Here is a 16,776-nt window from a genome sequence, read left to right on the forward strand (position 1 = left end):
AGTAGCTTACTCGCGTTTGTCTGCTGATGTCAGACTGAGGGACAAGGCCACAATACCTTCGTCCAGCTGAATATCAACGTCAAACCCAAGTTTTCGCGCCAGGGTCACCATACCGCGATTGTTAGGCATAGTAATGCCATTGAGGCGTAACAATCCGTGATCTCGCGTATAACCGATGAGTTTTTCCAGCAGCCGTCTTCCCAGACCCAGGCCTTTAAGATCGGAGCGCACCAGCACCGCAAACTCCGCATCGACGTTATCCGGGTCAGAAATCGCACGCGTGACGCCGAGGATCTCATCCCCCTTATCGGAGCGACGAACGGCAACAAACGCCATTTCTCGATCGTAGTCGATCTGGGTCATATTGGCTAAATCATCGTGGGTAAATTCGTTGATTTCGCTAAAATAGCGATAATAAAGATCCTCTTTCGTGACCTGAGAGATAAAGGCCCGCAGCTGGGGCTCATCTTCCGGCAGGATAGGGCGGAACAAGGCGCGTTCCCCATTCTTCATCTCAACCCACTCCTCCAGCTGCAGGGGATACGGGCGGATTGCCAGACGGCTCTCTCTGTCTCCTTCGAATGGCGCGATATCCAGGGTCACGTCCAGCGCCGTGAACTCATTGCCGGAGGCGAGCAGTGGATGAATGTCCAGCCGCTGGATTTCGGCACAATCCACAATCAGGTTAGAGACCTGCACCAGGAACTGGCTTAACCCGGCAATATCAAGCGGGCGCAGCGCACTCCGGCCACGGATCTTTTTACTTTTGATCGCCTGGATGATCAGATACCGCGCCAGGTTCATGTTCAGCGGCGGTAACGCCACCACGGCCTGCTCCTCCGGGCGCCACTCAACGCCACCTTCCCCCAGCATGATGAGCGGTCCGAAGACGGGATCGTGTTCAACCACCACCCGTAATTCCTGGGCTCCTGCACGGTTGGCCATGCTTTGCACCAGCAATCCGTGGATCCTTGCCTGCGGCCAGGCCATTTTTACCCGGTCGAAAATAGCATCAGCTGCCTGCTGCACCTCAGTCGCCGTACGCAGGTATAACATAACCCCCTGAACATCAGACTTATGCGGGATATCCGGGGAGCGGAGCTTCAGGGCCACCGGATAGCCAATCTGTTCGGCTATATACACGGCCTCTGCGCTGTCGCTGGCGATCCAGGTCGGCAGGGTTTGCATCCCGTAGCTGCCCAGAATGGGCTGGACCTCATGGGTATCAAGCGAGGTCGCGCCTTCTTCAATGGCCTGCTGCAACAGCCGGTGAACGTCGACAGTGTTCGCCGTCAGATTCCCCGGCAAAGCCGGCGTCTCACGCAGCTGTTTCTGGTTGCGGCGATATTCCACCATATGCATAAATGCGGTGATGGTGCCTTCCGGCGTGCGGTAGGTTGGCAGTCCGGCCTCGCTGAACAAGCGCCGTGCCTCCTGAGAGGAAAACTCACCGCACCAGTTGGTGAGCAGGGTAACGTATTTACCGCGTGGATGGTTGCGCACGGCATCAATAAGCGCGCGCGCGCTTTCACTGCCCGGCGCGACCGCGCTGGGGGAGTGGATAATCATCAGCGCATCGAAATCCTGGCTATCCAGCAAAATGGATAACGCCCTGATATAGCGGTCGCTGCTGGCGTCATCGCGCAAATCAAGCGGATTGCCGGGCGTCACGCTGGTCGGAAGCGCTTCTTTCAGGCGCTGCAGCGTCTCTTCACTCAGCGTTGCCAGCTTGCCGAAGCGCCGCCACAGCTCGTCCAGCGCGAGCGCGGCAGGGGCCGCACCGTTACTGACAATCATTAGCTTCTCACCGCGCAACGGGCGCATATGGCTTAACGTCTCAACGGCGGAAAAAAGCTCGTGCGTATCCTGTACCCGCAGCAACCCCGCGCGCTGAATGGCGGCGTCCCAGGCGGGATCCATGCCGGAATGAGAATGCAGCAGACGCTGTGCCGCAGGGCTGCGTCCGCTTTTGATCACCAGGATCGGCTTATTGCGCGAAGCGCTTCGCGAAGCCGAGACAAAACGACGCGCGTCGCTGAGGTGCTCAAGATAAAGCAGGATCGCACTGGTTTTGCCGTCACGCGCCAGAAAATCCAGTAGCTCATCAACGTCGATATCCAGGCTGTCGCCCAGGGCAATGAAGTAGGAGAATCCCATTTCACGCTGCTGCGCCCAGTCGAGGATGGTGTTCGATACCGCAGCCGACTGCGAGATAAACGCCAGTTTGCCTTTGCGGATCGGAACCGGAGAGAAGCTGGCATTTAAGCCCTGCCAGGGGGCGAGCAGGCCCAGACTGTTTGGCCCGAGAATGCGCATTTGATAGCGGCTGGCGCAGGCCAGAAGCTCGGCTTTCTGTTCAGGCGGAGACGAGAGAATTATGCAGGTTTTACACCCTTTCTTGCCGAGTGATTCCAGCAGTTCCGGGTTGCGCTTCGCGTTCGTACAGAGTACGGCAAGATCCGGCACGAAAGGCAGGCTTTGCACATCAGGCCATGCAAGCACTCCCTGAACGGCCTTATAAGATGGCGTGACGGGCATGACGGGGCCATTAAAACCCCCGGCCAGCAGATTGCGCATCATCAGATAGCCAGCACGATCCGGTTTCATTGATGCGCCGATAACGGCAATGGATTTAGGACGAAGTAGCGCTTCTAACCCTCGCTGGCTCATGCAGGCCTCCTGTGAATGCAAGCGACCTGATGATTTTAAACGCTTTCTGGCTCGGGCGCTGTGACGCTGCCCTTATGAACGGTTTTTCCCGCCAGATAGCGCTCCCGGAAGCATGAGAAATGGTTGCCCAGAGCCCCAGCCGCAGCGGTATCTCCCGCTAAATCCAGAAGCGCAATTGCCACTTCGGCGGTGCAGTATTGCCCGTCAGCATGCGCTTCACGCAGGCGGTAGGCGGAGACGCGGGAAAGATCGACAGAAATAACCGGCAGCGCGTCGATATAGGGGCTTTTACGAAACATTTTTCGCGCTTCGGTCCATGTACCGTCCAGCATGATAAACAGAGGTGGTTTACCGGACGGCGGCGCTGAAAGCACCTGGCGCCCCACGCCTGCATAAGACGCGGGGAAAACGACTATCGGCTGATAGTCCTGGCTAGCCACCAGGTCCAGCAGGGCCTGAGGTGGCTCCGTACGGGACCACTGAAACGCGGCGGTATCCGGCAGAATATCGGCGATAAGACGCCCCGTATTGCTGGGTTTCATCGGCTCGGTATCGAACATGACCAGACAAAAACGGCTTTGTGCCGTACTCGGTGCCAGCGTCTCGCACAGACAAACCTTCAGCGGCAGCAGGCAGCGCTGACAGCGGCGAATACGGTTGCCTCGGGCGAGGAACGGTCGGGTGGCGCGCGCAAGGCGTTCGGCGCGTAATTTAAGAACGGCGTTATCAGTCATGGGCGAAATGCAGGAAAAACGCTATTTTCGCAGAGGCGGGAGCGGGGCACAAGACGTGCCCCGAGAATGTTACAGAGACTCGTTTAACCAGCTTTCAAAAGGCGCTTTTGGAACCGCGCCGTTGAGCATATCGATTACTTCACCATTTTTAAAAATCATAATGGTCGGTATGCTGCGAATACGAAAACGGGCGCTCAGTTCGGGTTCGGCTTCGGTATTGACCTTAACGAACCGCATTTTTCCGCTGCGCTCTTCGGCCAAATCTTCGAAAATCGGCGCGAAGCTACGGCATGGGCCGCACCATGGCGCCCAGAAATCGATCACGACAGGAAGATCGTCCTTGAGGAGTTTGTCCAGCGTAGCACCCGTCGCGTTAATGACATCGCCATCAAATAATTCATGGCCACAACGTCCGCATTTCGCACCATCTTCCATCCGATCGTCCGGAATGCGATTAAGAGCCTGACAGTTGGCACATACGGTATTCATAACTAACCTCTGATAGAGCCGTGGGACAGCGGCACAACGCCGATAATGTTTCTAATATGTTACATATTATCAATGAGCCTGTTTGAAACAACAATGCGTTTTATTCAATGAGAACAATAGTCACAGGCTTTTGTACGAAATTATGGCTATGCGCTGGCACATCGGGTAATCTGCGCGCTTCGCGCAGCGCTGGTGGAGAAAAGCATGAACGACGAAATGAAAAACAAAAGCGGCAAGGTCAAAGTGATGTATGTCCGCAGTGATGATGACTCTGATAAACGCACCCAAAATCCGCGTACCGGAAAAGGTGGCGGGCGTCCGGCGTCTTCTCGTGCAGACGGTGGCCGTCGCCCCGCCCGCGATGACAGAAATAACCGCGGTGATGACCGCAAACGTGACGATCGCAAACGCGATGACCGTCCGCGTTCCGACCGCCCGCGCAGTGACCGTCCACGCGACGATCGTCCGCGTGATGACTTCTCACGTGATAACGCCTCCCCGTGGCGCACCGTTTCTCGCGCCCCTGGCGATGAGACGCCGGAAAAAGCCGATCACGGCGGTATCAGCGGTAAAAGCTTTATCGACCCGGAAGTGCTGCGCCGTCAGCGTGCGGAAGAGACTCGCGTGTATGGTGAAAACGCCTGCCAGGCGCTGTTCCAGAGCCGTCCTGAATGTATCGTCCGCGCCTGGTTTATCCAGAGCGTGACCCCGCGCTTCAAAGAAGCGCTGCGCTGGATGGCCGCGAACCGTAAAGCCTACCACGTGGTTGATGATGCCGAGCTGACCAAAGCGTCCGGCACTGAACACCACGGCGGCGTCTGCTTCCTGATCAAAAAGCGTAACGGCACGACCGTGCAGCAGTGGGTCAGCCAGGCGGATGCCGATGACTGCGTGCTGGCGCTGGAAGATGTGGGCAACCCGCACAACCTGGGCGCAATGATGCGCAGCTGCGCGCACTTTGGCGTGAAAGGCGTGCTGTTGCAGGATGCCGCGCTGCTGGAATCCGGCGCAGCGATCCGTACTGCGGAAGGCGGAGCCGAGCACGTACAGCCAATCACCGGCGACAGCGTTCTGGACGCCCTCGAGCAGTTCCGTAAAGCGGGTTATTCCATCGTGACCACCTCGAGCCATGCCGGTACGCCGCTGTTTAAAGCGACGCTGCCGCGCAAAATGGTGCTGGTGCTGGGTCAGGAACGTGATGGTTTGTCTGACGCGGCGCTCTCCAGTGCGGATCTGAGCGTCTCTATCGACGGAACAGGCAATGTGGAAAGCCTGAACGTATCCGTTGCGACCGGCGTACTGCTGGCCGAATGGTGGCGCCAGAATAAGGCATAATCCACTGTGCTTTTTGTATGCCCGGTGAACCGGGCATACAAACTCAAACTACTCGCTCTCTGCCGGTAATACAGGCATCCAGTCAATTGGCTTTTCGCCACGTTTTTCCAGCCACTCATTCGCCAGAACAAAATGATTACTGCCAAAGAAACCGCGATGCGCAGAAAGCGGTGACGGGTGCGGTGCTTTCAGCACGTGATGACGCTGACGGTCAATAATCGCCCCTTTCTTCTGCGCGTGAGAACCCCAGAGTAAAAACACCACCCCTTCACGATGCTCGTTGATAAGGCTGATGACTTTATCGGTAAACGTCTCCCAGCCCAGACTGGCGTGCGAGTGCGCCTGACCCGCCCGTACGGTAAGGACCGTATTCAGCAACAGCACGCCCTGGCGCGCCCAGCTTTCCAGGTAACCGTGGTTTGGCCGGGTAAAACCGGGCACGGTTGCTTCAAGCTCTTTATACATGTTGAGCAGAGAAGGGGGTATAGCCAAGCCCGGACGAACGGAAAACGCCAGCCCATGCGCCTGCCTGGGGCCGTGATAGGGATCCTGACCCAGAATGACCACTTTCACATCGCTCAGTTCGGTGTAGCGAAAGGCGTTGAACACGTCTTTCTGCGGCGGGTAAATCGTCTGTCCGGACTGACGCTCAGCGGCAACGGTGCTGAGCGTATTGATAAAATAAGGCTGCTGCTTTTCTTCTGCCAGCACGTCATGCCAGGTTAAAGGTGTCGTCATCTCGATCTCCTGCGAATCTCAATCTCTGACTAGCTTACCTGTTTCACCCCGGTGAGCAAAATTACGCGCTGAAATACGTGCTAAGTGGTTAAATTTATTTTGAAAAGATGCAGAGTAAGTTGAATTGGTAAAACTGTGAAATTGATCTGAAACAATAAATTCAAACCACACTCTTTATGTGGTTGGTGTTTTTGTTGATTTAAATCAATAAATCACCGGGGTGTGAATGTTATATATACACACAAGAAACAATGGTTTTACTAATTGGCCGCAAGAGGCCGACACCAGTTAATGTAGCCTAAGGGAGGCAACACATGATTACAGGTATCCAGATTACTAAAGCTGCAAATGACGATCTGCTCAATTCTTTCTGGCTGCTGGACAGCGAGAAGAACGAAGCGCGCTGCGTCGTTGCGAAAGCGGGTTTTGCTGAAGATGAAATCGTACCGGTAAACAAACTGGGCGAAATTGAGTACCGTGAAGTTCCTATGGAAGTGCAGCCTGAAGTGCGCGTGGAAGGGGGTCAGCATCTGAACGTTAACGTGCTGCGCCGCGAAACGCTGATGGATGCCGTTGAGCACCCAGAAAAATACCCACAGCTGACCATCCGCGTGTCTGGCTATGCGGTTCGCTTTAACTCACTGACTCCAGAACAGCAGCGCGACGTTATCGCCCGTACCTTTACTGAAAGCCTGTAACGGCTTCAGCAGGGGGGAATAAAAAAGCCGGGGATTTCCCCGGCTTTTTTTACTCTTCAGTTTTCGTCTCTGGTGTGGCAGAGCTTGGCTTACGGCGCTTACCAATATTTTTGGTATCGCGGTGGCGCTGCTTCACACGCGGTTTCTCTTTTTCTTTCTCTTTTCTCTCAGCACGTTTTGCGAGCGCTTTCTTGGACGGTTTACCCGTCATCTTTTCACTCGGCGCACGCGTGGTCGGGCGGAGTTCGTCAATCACGCGCGCTTTCAGCGGCTCATCAACATAGCGGCCAATTTTCTGCAGCAGCAGGTAGTCATGCGCTTCGACCAGTGAAATCGCAATCCCTTTGCGGCCCGCGCGGCCGGTACGACCAATACGGTGCAGGTAGGTATCTCCGCTGCGCGGCATATCGAAGTTAATGACGTGGCTGACGTCCGGGATGTCGATCCCGCGAGCGGCAACGTCAGTTGCAACCAGCACGTTAACGCGACCATCGGTCAGACGCTTAATCCCTTCGGTACGCTTGATCTGCGCCATCTCGCCTTCAAGATAGCAGTTGTTGATCCCGGCGTTACGGAGCATTTCAGCCAGCTCGTGCACGCGCTCGCGCTTGCGCACAAATACGATTGTGCGCAGAGCATCTTCCTGTTTGAGCAGGTGTTTCAGCAATTCGACCTTGTGCTCAAGGTTATCCGCGCGGTAGTACCACTGGTGGATCTTCTTACGCTCACGGGTGGACGGCGTCGCCGAGACTTCCACCGGATCTTCCAGCAGACGCTCTGCGAAGTCTTTGATCGCTTCCCCTTCGAGGGTGGCAGAGAACAGCATCGTCTGGTTACGCCAGCGCGTTTCCCCTGCAATGTGCTCGATATCCTGTGCGAAGCCCATGTCCAGCATGCGGTCGGCTTCATCTAGGATCAGCGTTTCAACCGCGCGGCAGTCGAAGTTCTCTTCTTTAATGTACTGCAGCAGGCGGCCCGTCGTCGCAACGACGATGTCCTGGTTTTCGCTGAACACTTCGGCGTGGTTCATGTACGCAACGCCACCGGTGATGGTAGCGATATCCAGATGAGTATTTGCCGCGAGTTCACGCGCGTGATCGGCAACCTGCATTGCCAGTTCGCGCGTAGGCGTCAGGATCAAAATACGCGGCGGGCCAGATTTTTTACGCGGAAAGTCGAGCAGATGCTGCAACACAGGCAGCAAATAGGCTGCTGTCTTCCCCGTGCCGGTTGGCGCAGAACCGAGCACATCGCGGCCCTCAAGCGCAGGCGGAATGGCCGCTGCCTGAATGGCGGTCGGGCGTGTAAAGCCTTTGCTCTCAAGTGCATTGAGCAGGCTTTCATCGAGTTCAAGTTCGGAAAAAGTCGTTACAGTCATGTTCTACCTCTGTGTGGGGCGCTGATTATAGACGTTACGGCTGTAATCTTCATCTGTTTGTATGGATATCGCTTTTCGGCCACTTCGCTTTCCCCTATGCTACTCCAGTTTCACTTAGAAGGTTGCCCTGACATGTCTCAACTCAAAGCGCAGCTGCGCCGCGATGGTTTTACGTTTAAACAATTTTTTGTCGCTCACGATCGCTGTGCCATGAAGGTCGGTACAGACGGTATTTTACTGGGAGCGTGGGCGCCTGTCGCAGGTGTTAAGCGTATTCTTGATATCGGGACCGGCAGCGGGCTGGTGGCGCTGATGCTGGCGCAGCGTACGGAAGAACATGTCATCATTGATGCCGTCGAACTGGATGCGCAGGCCGCAGAGCAGGCGAGTGACAATATGGCCGAATCTCCCTGGGCAGCCCGAATGAAAGTGGAATGCGCAGATGTGCTCGCCTGGGCGCCTGAACAAACCGCGCGTTACGATCTGATCGTCAGCAACCCTCCCTACTACGAACCCGGCGTTGAGTGCGGGACACCCGAGCGTGAACAGGCGCGTTATACCGGCTCCCTCGATCATAAAGCGCTGCTCACCAGTGCGGCAGAACTCATCTCCGAAGAAGGTTTTTTCTGTGTGGTCCTGCCTGAGAGTACCGGCAACACGTTTATCGGCATCGCGCAGGAGATCGGCTGGACGTTACGTCTGCGTACCGATATTTCGGATACGGAAGGACGACTGCCGCACCGCGTGCTGCTGGCGCTCTCGCCAAAAGAGGGTGAATGCTTTAATGACCGGATGGTGATCCGTGGGCCAGACCAGCGTTATTCCGAAGATTACACTGCTCTGACCCAGGCGTTTTATCTGTTTATGTAAACCTGCGGGGCGAGTATCGACGGGCCGGACTCAGCAAGCTGATCCGGGTAGTCCAGGGTATAGTGCAGCCCGCGGCTCTCTTTACGCATCATCGCGCAGCGGACAATCAGCTCGGCCACCTGCACCAGATTGCGCAGCTCCAGCAGGTTATTGGATACGCGGAAGTTGGCATAATACTCATCAATTTCCTGCTGCAGCATGGTGATGCGGCGCAAGGCGCGTTCCAGACGTTTCGTGGTGCGCACAATCCCCACGTAGTCCCACATAAATAGCCGTAGCTCATGCCAGTTATGCTGGATCACGACCAGCTCGTCCGGATTATCCACGCGGCTTTCATCCCAGGCTGGCAGGTGCTCTGTCTCGCGGGCGTAAGGCATGCGCTTTGTGATATCTTCCGCCGCCGACCAGCCGTACACCAGACACTCAAGCAGCGAGTTAGAGGCCATACGGTTCGCGCCGTGAAGTCCGGTATAGCTGACCTCACCGATAGCATACAGACCGTCTACGTCAGTACGTCCATGATCGTCAACCATTACGCCACCGCAGGTATAGTGGGCCGCTGGCACAATGGGCACCGGGTCGCGCGTTAAATCAATGCCAAGGTTGAGCAGCTTCTCGTAAATCATTGGGAAATGCTGGCGAATGAACGCTGCTGGCTTATGGCTGATATCGAGATACATGCAGTCCACGCCAAGACGCTTCATTTCATGATCGATGGCGCGGGCAACGATGTCACGCGGGGCCAGTTCACCCCGGGCGTCAAAGTCGGGCATAAAGCGGGAGCCGTCAGGGCGTTTCAGATAAGCGCCTTCACCGCGCAGGGCTTCCGTCAGCAGGAAGTTGCGCGCCTGGGGATGGAACAGGGCAGTTGGGTGAAACTGATTAAACTCGAGGTTCGCCACCCGGCAGCCAGCGCGCCAGGCCATCGCGATACCGTCTCCGGAGGCAATGTCCGGGTTGGTTGTGTACTGATACACCTTGGAGGCGCCGCCCGTCGCCAGCACCACAGCCTTCGCCTGACAGGTCTCCACCTTCTCTTTATTACGGTTCCAGACCCAGGCGCCTACCACGCGACGCGTGCCGGGCAGGCCAATCTTGTCAGAGATAATCAGATCAACGGCATTGCTTCGCTCGAGAACCCGAATATTAGGATGGTTCAGCGCTTTGCTGACCAGCGTGGTTTCCACTTCTTTTCCGGTGGCATCCGCTGCGTGCAGGATGCGGCGGTGGCTATGGCCGCCTTCGCGAGTCAGGTGGTAGCTCTCTTCACCGTTGGGTTGAACCTGAGTATCGAACAAGACGCCCTGGTCGATGAGCCACTGAACGCAGTGACGGGCATTGCTGGCGACAAACTCTGCGGCGTGTGCATCCACGATCCCTGCTCCGGCAATGAGCGTATCTTCGACGTGAGACGCAATGCTGTCTGTCTCATCAAATACGGCGGCAATGCCACCCTGGGCATAAAACGTGGAACCTTCACTTATCGGTCCTTTACTCAGAACGATTACGTTTTGATGCTCGGCCAGGCGCAGCGCCAGAGAGAGACCGGCAGCGCCGCTGCCGATAATCAGTACATCACAATGGAGTTCAGGTGTTGTGTTCATGATTGTTGTTTAATTTACTAAACAGTGTTGGGGCAGAATAGCACCTGAATGCGATATATCGCACGTATTTTTTTAGAGGCTGTCGCAATGGCTAAACGCGTAAGCGGAGGTAAACGGAGGGTAAATGAGTGAAATTATTTTGCGAAGCAGATCGTTAGCGTCAGATTTTGTGGTGAAATAAAGCCTGTGTTGCGTTACTCTTCTGGCGGGAAAAAGATGTTTCTTGTCAGAAAGTGGTGCGTATCGTGAACAGACTTATAATGAGAGAAAATGAACGGTCTGCGGCGCGATGAACAAAAACAAAGGCGTTACGGAACTTATTGAAGATCAGACACTCTAATACGGTGCTTGCTCAAAGTGCGGTATTTTTAGAGTGGCGTTTCGATAACGCGTGGAATTTAGGTTTGGGGAGACATTACCTCGGATGAGCGAGCAGTTAACGGACCAGGTCCTGGTTGAACGGGTCCAGAAGGGAGATCAGAAAGCCTTTAACCTACTGGTGGTCCGCTACCAGCATAAGGTGGCGAGCCTGGTTTCCCGCTATGTACCGTCAGGCGATGTGCCTGATGTGGTGCAAGAGTCTTTTATTAAGGCCTATCGCGCGCTGGATTCTTTCCGGGGAGATAGTGCTTTTTATACCTGGCTGTACCGTATTGCGGTCAATACGGCAAAGAATTATCTGGTCGCTCAGGGCCGTCGTCCGCCTTCAAGTGATGTGGACGCAATCGACGCCGAAAACTTCGAAAGTGGCGGCGCATTGAAAGAAATTTCGAACCCTGAGAACTTAATGTTGTCAGAAGAACTGAGACAAATCGTTTTTCGCACGATCGAGTCGCTCCCGGAAGATTTACGTATGGCAATTACGTTACGGGAGCTGGATGGTCTGAGCTATGAAGAGATAGCCGCTATCATGGATTGTCCGGTCGGCACGGTACGTTCACGAATTTTCCGTGCGCGAGAAGCTATTGATAATAAAGTTCAACCGCTTATCAGGCGTTGACGATAGCGGGATACTGGAAAAGGTATTAGGCATGCAGAAAGAAAAACTTTCCGCTTTAATGGATGGTGAAACGGTGGATAGTGAGCTGCTCAACGAGCTGTCTCATTCACCCGAAATGCAAGAGACCTGGGAGAGTTACCATCTCATCCGTGACACCCTTCGCGGTGACACCGGCGAGGTTCTCCATTTCGATATCTCAGCCCGCGTCATGGCGGCGATCGAGAATGAGCCTGTTCATCAGACCACTCCGCTGATTCCTGAAGCTCAACCCGCGCCTCACCAGTGGCAGAAAATGCCATTCTGGCAAAAGGTGCGCCCGTGGGCCAGCCAGCTTACCCAAATGGGTGTGGCTGCATGCGTATCGCTTGCAGTTATTGTTGGCGTCCAGCACTATAATACTCAGTCTGAAACTAATCAGCAGCCAGAAGCGCCAGTGTTTAACACACTGCCGATGATGGGCAAAGCTAGCCCGGTAAGCCTGGGCGTACCGGCTGATGCTTCCGCCAGCGGCGGCCAGCAACAGCAGGTTCAGGAGCAGCGCCGTCGCATTAATGCGATGTTGCAGGATTATGAGTTGCAGCGTCGTCTGCACTCTGAACAGCTTCAGTTTGAGCAGGCGCAGACACAGCAAGCTGCTGTGCAGGTGCCCGGAAACCAAACTTTAGGAACGCAATCGCAGTAATGAAGCAACTTTGGTTCGCCATGTCTCTGATGGCGGGTAGCCTGTTCTTCTCTGCCAACGCCTCGGCTGATGTATCATCCGGGGCGTTGTTGCAGCAAATGAATCTGGCCAGCCAGTCACTCAATTACGAGTTGGCATTTATCAGCATCAATAAGCAGGGCGTCGAGTCGTTACGCTATCGCCATGCCCGTCTTGATAACCAGCCGCTCGCCCAGCTTTTACAGATGGATGGCCCGCGTCGGGAAGTTGTCCAGCGTGGTAACGAAATCAGCTATTTCGAGCCAGGCCTGGAGCCTTTCACGCTGAATGGCGACTATATCGTTGATTCCCTGCCGTCACTCATTTACACCGACTTTAAACGGCTTGCCCCTTACTACGATTTTATTTCGGTAGGGCGTACCCGCATCGCGGACAGACTGTGCGAGGTAATTCGCGTTGTTGCCCGGGACGGAACGCGCTACAGCTATATCGTCTGGATTGATGCCGAAACCAAACTCCCCATGCGTGTTGACCTGCTCGACCGTGACGGTGAAACGCTGGAACAGTTCCGGGTTATCTCCTTCAGCGTGAACAATCAGGTTGGCAACAGCATGCAGAATCTGGCTAAGGCCAGCCTGCCGCCGCTGCTTTCTGTTCCTGCCGGGGATTCCGTTAATTTCAACTGGGTACCTGCCTGGATCCCGCAAGGGTTTAGCGAAGTGTCCAGCAGCCGACGTCAGCTGCCAACGATTGAAACGCCGGTAGAATCGCGCCTCTATTCGGATGGTTTGTTCAGCTTCTCGGTGAATATTAATCGCGCAACGGCAAATAGCGCTGAACAAATGCTGCGTACCGGGCGCCGTACGGTGAGTACAACGGTACGCGATAATGCAGAAATCACCATTGTGGGAGAACTCCCTCCGCAGACGGCGAAGCGCATCTCCGACAGCATTAAATTCAGGGCTGCACAATGATCAAAGAGTGGGCGACGGTTGTCTCATGGCAGAACGGCATTGCGCTGGTGAGCTGCGATGTAAAAGCCTCATGTAATAGCTGCGCATCCCGCGCCGGCTGCGGCAGCCGCGTGCTGAATAAGCTCGGGCCGCAAACATCGCACACGATTTCTGTGCCAAGCGAACAGCCGCTGATGGCGGGGCAGAAGGTGGAACTGGGCATCGCGGAAGGCAGCCTGCTCGGCTCCGCTATGCTTGTGTATCTCTCTCCGCTGGTCGGCCTGTTTATCATGGGCGGCCTGTTTCAGATGCTGTTTGGTACCGATGTGGCCGCTATGTGCGGTGCCGCATTGGGTGGCGTGGGGGGATTCTGGCTTGCCAAAGGGCTCTCACCGACGCTCGCCGCGCGCGAAGAGTGGCAGCCTGTCATTCTCAGCGTTGGGCTGGCGCCAGACCAGCTTCGTGTTGAAACGCTCTCTTCTGAGGCCCGGTGATCCATCGGGCTTTATCTTTTTTTACATCCTAAAACAGAAAACGTCCTTTCTTCACGCTATACCAGTCTCTAAGTGCATTTCCAGGTAGCGAGGATGTAGTGTAGAATGCTGCGTTTTCGCACTGAAAAACGTCAGGCTAAGAACAGCGGCCTCCAGGAATTCGTAAGGCATAATTATTTAACTATATGAAGAACATACGTAACTTTTCGATCATTGCTCACATTGACCACGGTAAGTCGACGCTGTCTGACCGTATTATCCAGATTTGCGGTGGCCTGTCTGATCGTGAAATGGAAGCCCAGGTACTGGACTCCATGGACCTGGAACGCGAACGCGGTATCACCATTAAAGCGCAGAGCGTTACGCTTGATTACAAAGCGGCTGATGGTGAAACCTATCAACTGAACTTTATCGACACCCCAGGCCACGTTGACTTCTCCTATGAGGTTTCACGCTCGCTCGCGGCCTGTGAAGGCGCGCTGCTGGTAGTGGATGCCGGGCAGGGCGTTGAAGCCCAGACCTTGGCAAACTGCTACACCGCGATGGAAATGGATCTCGAAGTTGTGCCGGTTCTGAACAAGATCGACCTGCCAGCCGCCGATCCTGAGCGCGTAGCGGAAGAGATTGAAGATATTGTCGGCATTGACGCGACCGATGCCGTGCGCTGCTCCGCGAAAACCGGTGTCGGCGTCACCGACGTGCTGGAACGTCTGGTGCGTGATATTCCGGCCCCGGAAGGCGATCCGGATGCCCCGCTGCAGGCGCTGATTATCGACTCCTGGTTCGATAACTATCTGGGCGTTGTCTCCCTGGTGCGTATTAAAAACGGCACCATGCGCAAAGGCGACAAAATCAAGGTAATGAGTACCGGACAGGTCTACAACGCCGACCGTCTGGGTATCTTCACGCCAAAACAGGTTGACCGCACCGAGCTGACATGCGGCGAGGTAGGCTGGCTGGTCTGCGCCATTAAAGACATCCTCGGCGCGCCGGTGGGCGATACCCTGACCGGCGCACGTAACCCGGCGGACAAAGCGCTGCCAGGCTTTAAAAAGGTGAAACCGCAGGTTTACGCGGGTCTGTTCCCGGTCAGCTCTGACGACTACGAAAACTTCCGTGACGCGCTCGGTAAACTGAGCCTGAACGATGCTTCACTGTTCTACGAGCCAGAAAGCTCAACGGCGCTGGGCTTCGGCTTCCGCTGTGGCTTCCTCGGTCTGCTGCACATGGAGATCATTCAGGAGCGTCTGGAGCGTGAATACGATCTGGATCTGATCACCACGGCGCCGACCGTAGTCTATGAAGTTGAAACCACCTCGAAAGAAGTGATCTACGTCGATAGCCCGTCCAAGCTGCCGCCGCTGAACAACATTCAGGAGCTGCGTGAGCCTATCGCAGAGTGTCACATGCTGCTGCCGCAGGAATTCCTGGGTAACGTCATTACGCTGTGTATTGAGAAGCGTGGCGTGCAGACCAACATGGTTTACCACGGTAACCAGGTGGCGCTGACCTATGAAATCCCGATGGCGGAAGTGGTACTCGACTTCTTCGACCGTCTGAAGTCGACCTCCCGTGGCTATGCGTCACTGGATTACAACTTCAAACGCTTCCAGGCCTCCAACATGGTGCGTGTGGACGTGCTGATCAACGGCGAGCGTGTGGATGCGCTGGCGCTGATCACCCACAACGACAATGCGCCGTACCGTGGCCGCGAGCTGGTTGAGAAGATGAAAGATCTGATCCCGCGTCAGCAGTTCGATATCGCGATTCAGGCGGCGATTGGCAACCACATTATCGCGCGTTCAACCGTGAAACAGCTGCGTAAAAACGTTCTGGCGAAGTGCTATGGCGGTGACGTCAGCCGTAAGAAAAAGCTGCTGCAGAAGCAGAAAGAAGGTAAGAAGCGTATGAAGCAGGTCGGTAACGTCGAGCTGCCGCAGGAAGCATTCCTTGCCATCCTTCATGTTGGTAAAGACGGCAAATAACCCTAAGGAGTTGGCATGGCGAACATGTTTGCCCTGATCCTGGTCATTGCTACCCTGGTGACAGGTCTGCTGTGGTGTCTGGATAAGTTTATCTTCGCCCCAAAACGTCGTGAACGTCAGGCTGCCGCACAGGCAGCCACTGGAGATGGGATTGACGCGAAAACCCTGAAGAAAGTCGGCCCGAAACCGGGCTGGCTGGAAACGGGCGCCTCGGTATTTCCGGTGCTGGCAATTGTTCTGGTGGTACGTTCGTTTATTTATGAGCCGTTCCAAATCCCATCAGGTTCAATGATGCCAACGCTGCTGATTGGTGATTTTATTCTGGTAGAGAAGTTTGCCTACGGCATTAAAGATCCTATCTACCAGAAAACGCTGATCGAAACCGGTCATCCGAAACGTGGCGACATCGTGGTGTTTAAATATCCGGAAGATCCGCGCCTGGACTACATCAAGCGCGCGGTAGGTCTGCCGGGTGATAAAGTGACTTATGATCCGGTTGCGAAAGAAGTCACCGTTCAGCCGGGCTGCAGCTCCGGTACCGCATGTGAAAACGCGCTGCCAATCACCTACTCAAACGTTGAGCCAAGTGATTTTGTGCAGACCTTTGCCCGTCGTAACGGCGGCGAAGCGACCAGCGGATTCTTCCAGGTACCGAAAGGTGAAACCAAAGAGGACGGCATCCGTCTGGTTGAGCGCAAAGAGACGCTGGGCGATGTGACGCACCGAATCCTCACCGTGCCAATCGCGCAGGACCAGCTGGGTATGTACTATCGCCAGCCGGGCCAGCAGCTGGCGAGCTGGATTGTACCGCCAGGACATTACTTCATGATGGGTGACAACCGCGATAACTCTGCGGACAGCCGTTACTGGGGCTTTGTGCCGGAAGCGAATCTGGTCGGCAAAGCCACCGCCATCTGGATGAGTTTTGAGAAGCAGGAAGGCGAATGGCCGACCGGTGTACGCCTGAATCGTATCGGCGGAATCCATTAATTCTCAATAAATGAACGCGTAGCCGCTTTTATTAGCGGCTACGTGAATTATTTCCACGATAAATCTCTTCGAACTAACGACATCCCCTGTCGTTGTGTATAGAATATTCCCCCGAAGTTTAAGGTTGGCCCTGCAAGGGTGCCACGGCACACGAAACCGCGTTGGTTTTCTCAGGTC

16 protein-coding genes are annotated in these 16,776 nt (G+C 55.2%); 10 read left to right on the plus strand and 6 right to left on the minus strand.

Annotation, left to right across the window (positions count from 1 at the left end):
- Nucleotides 1–6 precede the first annotated feature (6 nt).
- From AC1VYI_RS07315 to trxC, 3 genes are all read right to left on the minus strand, one after another.
- On the minus strand, nucleotides 7–2,670 hold the full coding sequence (locus AC1VYI_RS07315; RefSeq protein WP_226484216.1) for a bifunctional acetate--CoA ligase family protein/GNAT family N-acetyltransferase: 2,664 nt from the start codon (nucleotides 2,668–2,670) through the stop codon (nucleotides 7–9).
- 35 nt (nucleotides 2,671–2,705) lie between these two features.
- Nucleotides 2,706–3,404, minus strand: coding sequence for a tRNA-uridine aminocarboxypropyltransferase (locus AC1VYI_RS07320; protein WP_134867261.1), 699 nt, complete (start codon nucleotides 3,402–3,404; stop codon nucleotides 2,706–2,708).
- Nucleotides 3,405–3,473: 69 nt separating this feature from the next.
- Nucleotides 3,474–3,893, minus strand: a complete 420-nt coding sequence (gene trxC / locus AC1VYI_RS07325; protein ID WP_134867262.1) for a thioredoxin TrxC — start codon at nucleotides 3,891–3,893, stop codon at nucleotides 3,474–3,476.
- Between the two features lie 204 nt (nucleotides 3,894–4,097).
- On the opposite strand from trxC, the gene AC1VYI_RS07330 reads away from it, so the two are divergent.
- The gene (locus AC1VYI_RS07330; protein ID WP_023308857.1) at nucleotides 4,098–5,228 is read left to right on the plus strand and encodes a tRNA/rRNA methyltransferase; all 1,131 of its coding nucleotides are present in this window, start codon (nucleotides 4,098–4,100) and stop codon (nucleotides 5,226–5,228) included.
- Between the two features lie 48 nt (nucleotides 5,229–5,276).
- Here AC1VYI_RS07330 and ung read toward each other — a convergent pair whose 3' ends face one another.
- Nucleotides 5,277–5,966, minus strand: coding sequence for a uracil-DNA glycosylase (ung, locus tag AC1VYI_RS07335; protein WP_134867263.1), 690 nt, complete (start codon nucleotides 5,964–5,966; stop codon nucleotides 5,277–5,279).
- Between the two features lie 314 nt (nucleotides 5,967–6,280).
- On the opposite strand from ung, the gene grcA reads away from it, so the two are divergent.
- Complete coding sequence (gene grcA, locus AC1VYI_RS07340; RefSeq protein WP_029741127.1) at nucleotides 6,281–6,664, plus strand: autonomous glycyl radical cofactor GrcA; 384 nt, start codon at nucleotides 6,281–6,283, stop codon at nucleotides 6,662–6,664.
- 49 nt (nucleotides 6,665–6,713) lie between these two features.
- Here the strand turns inward: grcA and srmB are convergent, their stop codons facing one another.
- Nucleotides 6,714–8,042, minus strand: a complete 1,329-nt coding sequence (gene srmB, locus AC1VYI_RS07345; RefSeq protein ID WP_047647043.1) for an ATP-dependent RNA helicase SrmB — start codon at nucleotides 8,040–8,042, stop codon at nucleotides 6,714–6,716.
- Between the two features lie 132 nt (nucleotides 8,043–8,174).
- On the opposite strand from srmB, the gene trmN reads away from it, so the two are divergent.
- A complete protein-coding gene (trmN, locus tag AC1VYI_RS07350) occupies nucleotides 8,175–8,912 on the plus strand; it encodes a tRNA(1)(Val) (adenine(37)-N(6))-methyltransferase TrmN (RefSeq protein ID WP_023308853.1) in 738 nt (245 codons plus the stop codon).
- Here the strand turns inward: trmN and nadB are convergent.
- Nucleotides 8,897–10,516 carry an L-aspartate oxidase gene (nadB, locus tag AC1VYI_RS07355; protein WP_134867264.1) on the minus strand — a complete coding sequence of 540 codons (1,620 nt, stop codon included), beginning with the start codon at nucleotides 10,514–10,516 and terminating at the stop codon, nucleotides 8,897–8,899. The two genes, trmN and nadB, sit on opposite strands and share 16 nt — an antisense overlap.
- A gap of 344 nt (nucleotides 10,517–10,860) precedes the next feature.
- Here nadB and rseD point away from each other — a divergent pair, with 344 nt between their 5' ends.
- The 7 genes from rseD (at nucleotide 10,861) to lepB (ending at nucleotide 16,599) form a co-directional block, all read left to right on the plus strand.
- The gene (gene rseD, locus AC1VYI_RS07360) at nucleotides 10,861–10,944 is read left to right on the plus strand and encodes a rpoE leader peptide RseD (protein ID WP_223605340.1); all 84 of its coding nucleotides are present in this window, start codon (nucleotides 10,861–10,863) and stop codon (nucleotides 10,942–10,944) included.
- The gene (gene rpoE / locus AC1VYI_RS07365) at nucleotides 10,941–11,516 is read left to right on the plus strand and encodes an RNA polymerase sigma factor RpoE (protein WP_006176728.1); all 576 of its coding nucleotides are present in this window, start codon (nucleotides 10,941–10,943) and stop codon (nucleotides 11,514–11,516) included. Before rseD ends, rpoE begins: the two co-directional genes overlap by 4 nt.
- Before the next feature lie 31 nt (nucleotides 11,517–11,547).
- Complete coding sequence (gene rseA / locus AC1VYI_RS07370) at nucleotides 11,548–12,198, plus strand: anti-sigma-E factor RseA (RefSeq protein WP_008502186.1); 651 nt, start codon at nucleotides 11,548–11,550, stop codon at nucleotides 12,196–12,198.
- On the plus strand, nucleotides 12,198–13,151 hold the full coding sequence (rseB, locus tag AC1VYI_RS07375) for a sigma-E factor regulatory protein RseB (protein WP_023308851.1): 954 nt from the start codon (nucleotides 12,198–12,200) through the stop codon (nucleotides 13,149–13,151). Before rseA ends, rseB begins: the two co-directional genes overlap by 1 nt.
- Nucleotides 13,148–13,624: a SoxR-reducing system protein RseC gene (gene rseC / locus AC1VYI_RS07380; RefSeq protein ID WP_045399436.1), complete on the plus strand. Its 477-nt coding sequence runs from the start codon at nucleotides 13,148–13,150 to the stop codon at nucleotides 13,622–13,624. Before rseB ends, rseC begins: the two co-directional genes overlap by 4 nt.
- Nucleotides 13,625–13,809: 185 nt before the next feature.
- Nucleotides 13,810–15,609: a translation elongation factor 4 gene (lepA, locus tag AC1VYI_RS07385; protein ID WP_024908619.1), complete on the plus strand. Its 1,800-nt coding sequence runs from the start codon at nucleotides 13,810–13,812 to the stop codon at nucleotides 15,607–15,609.
- A gap of 15 nt (nucleotides 15,610–15,624) precedes the next feature.
- On the plus strand, nucleotides 15,625–16,599 hold the full coding sequence (lepB, locus tag AC1VYI_RS07390) for a signal peptidase I (RefSeq protein ID WP_023308848.1): 975 nt from the start codon (nucleotides 15,625–15,627) through the stop codon (nucleotides 16,597–16,599).
- The last annotated feature ends 177 nt before the right edge of the window (nucleotides 16,600–16,776 follow it).

Source organism: Enterobacter sp. QK-SA4, assembly GCF_056856775.1.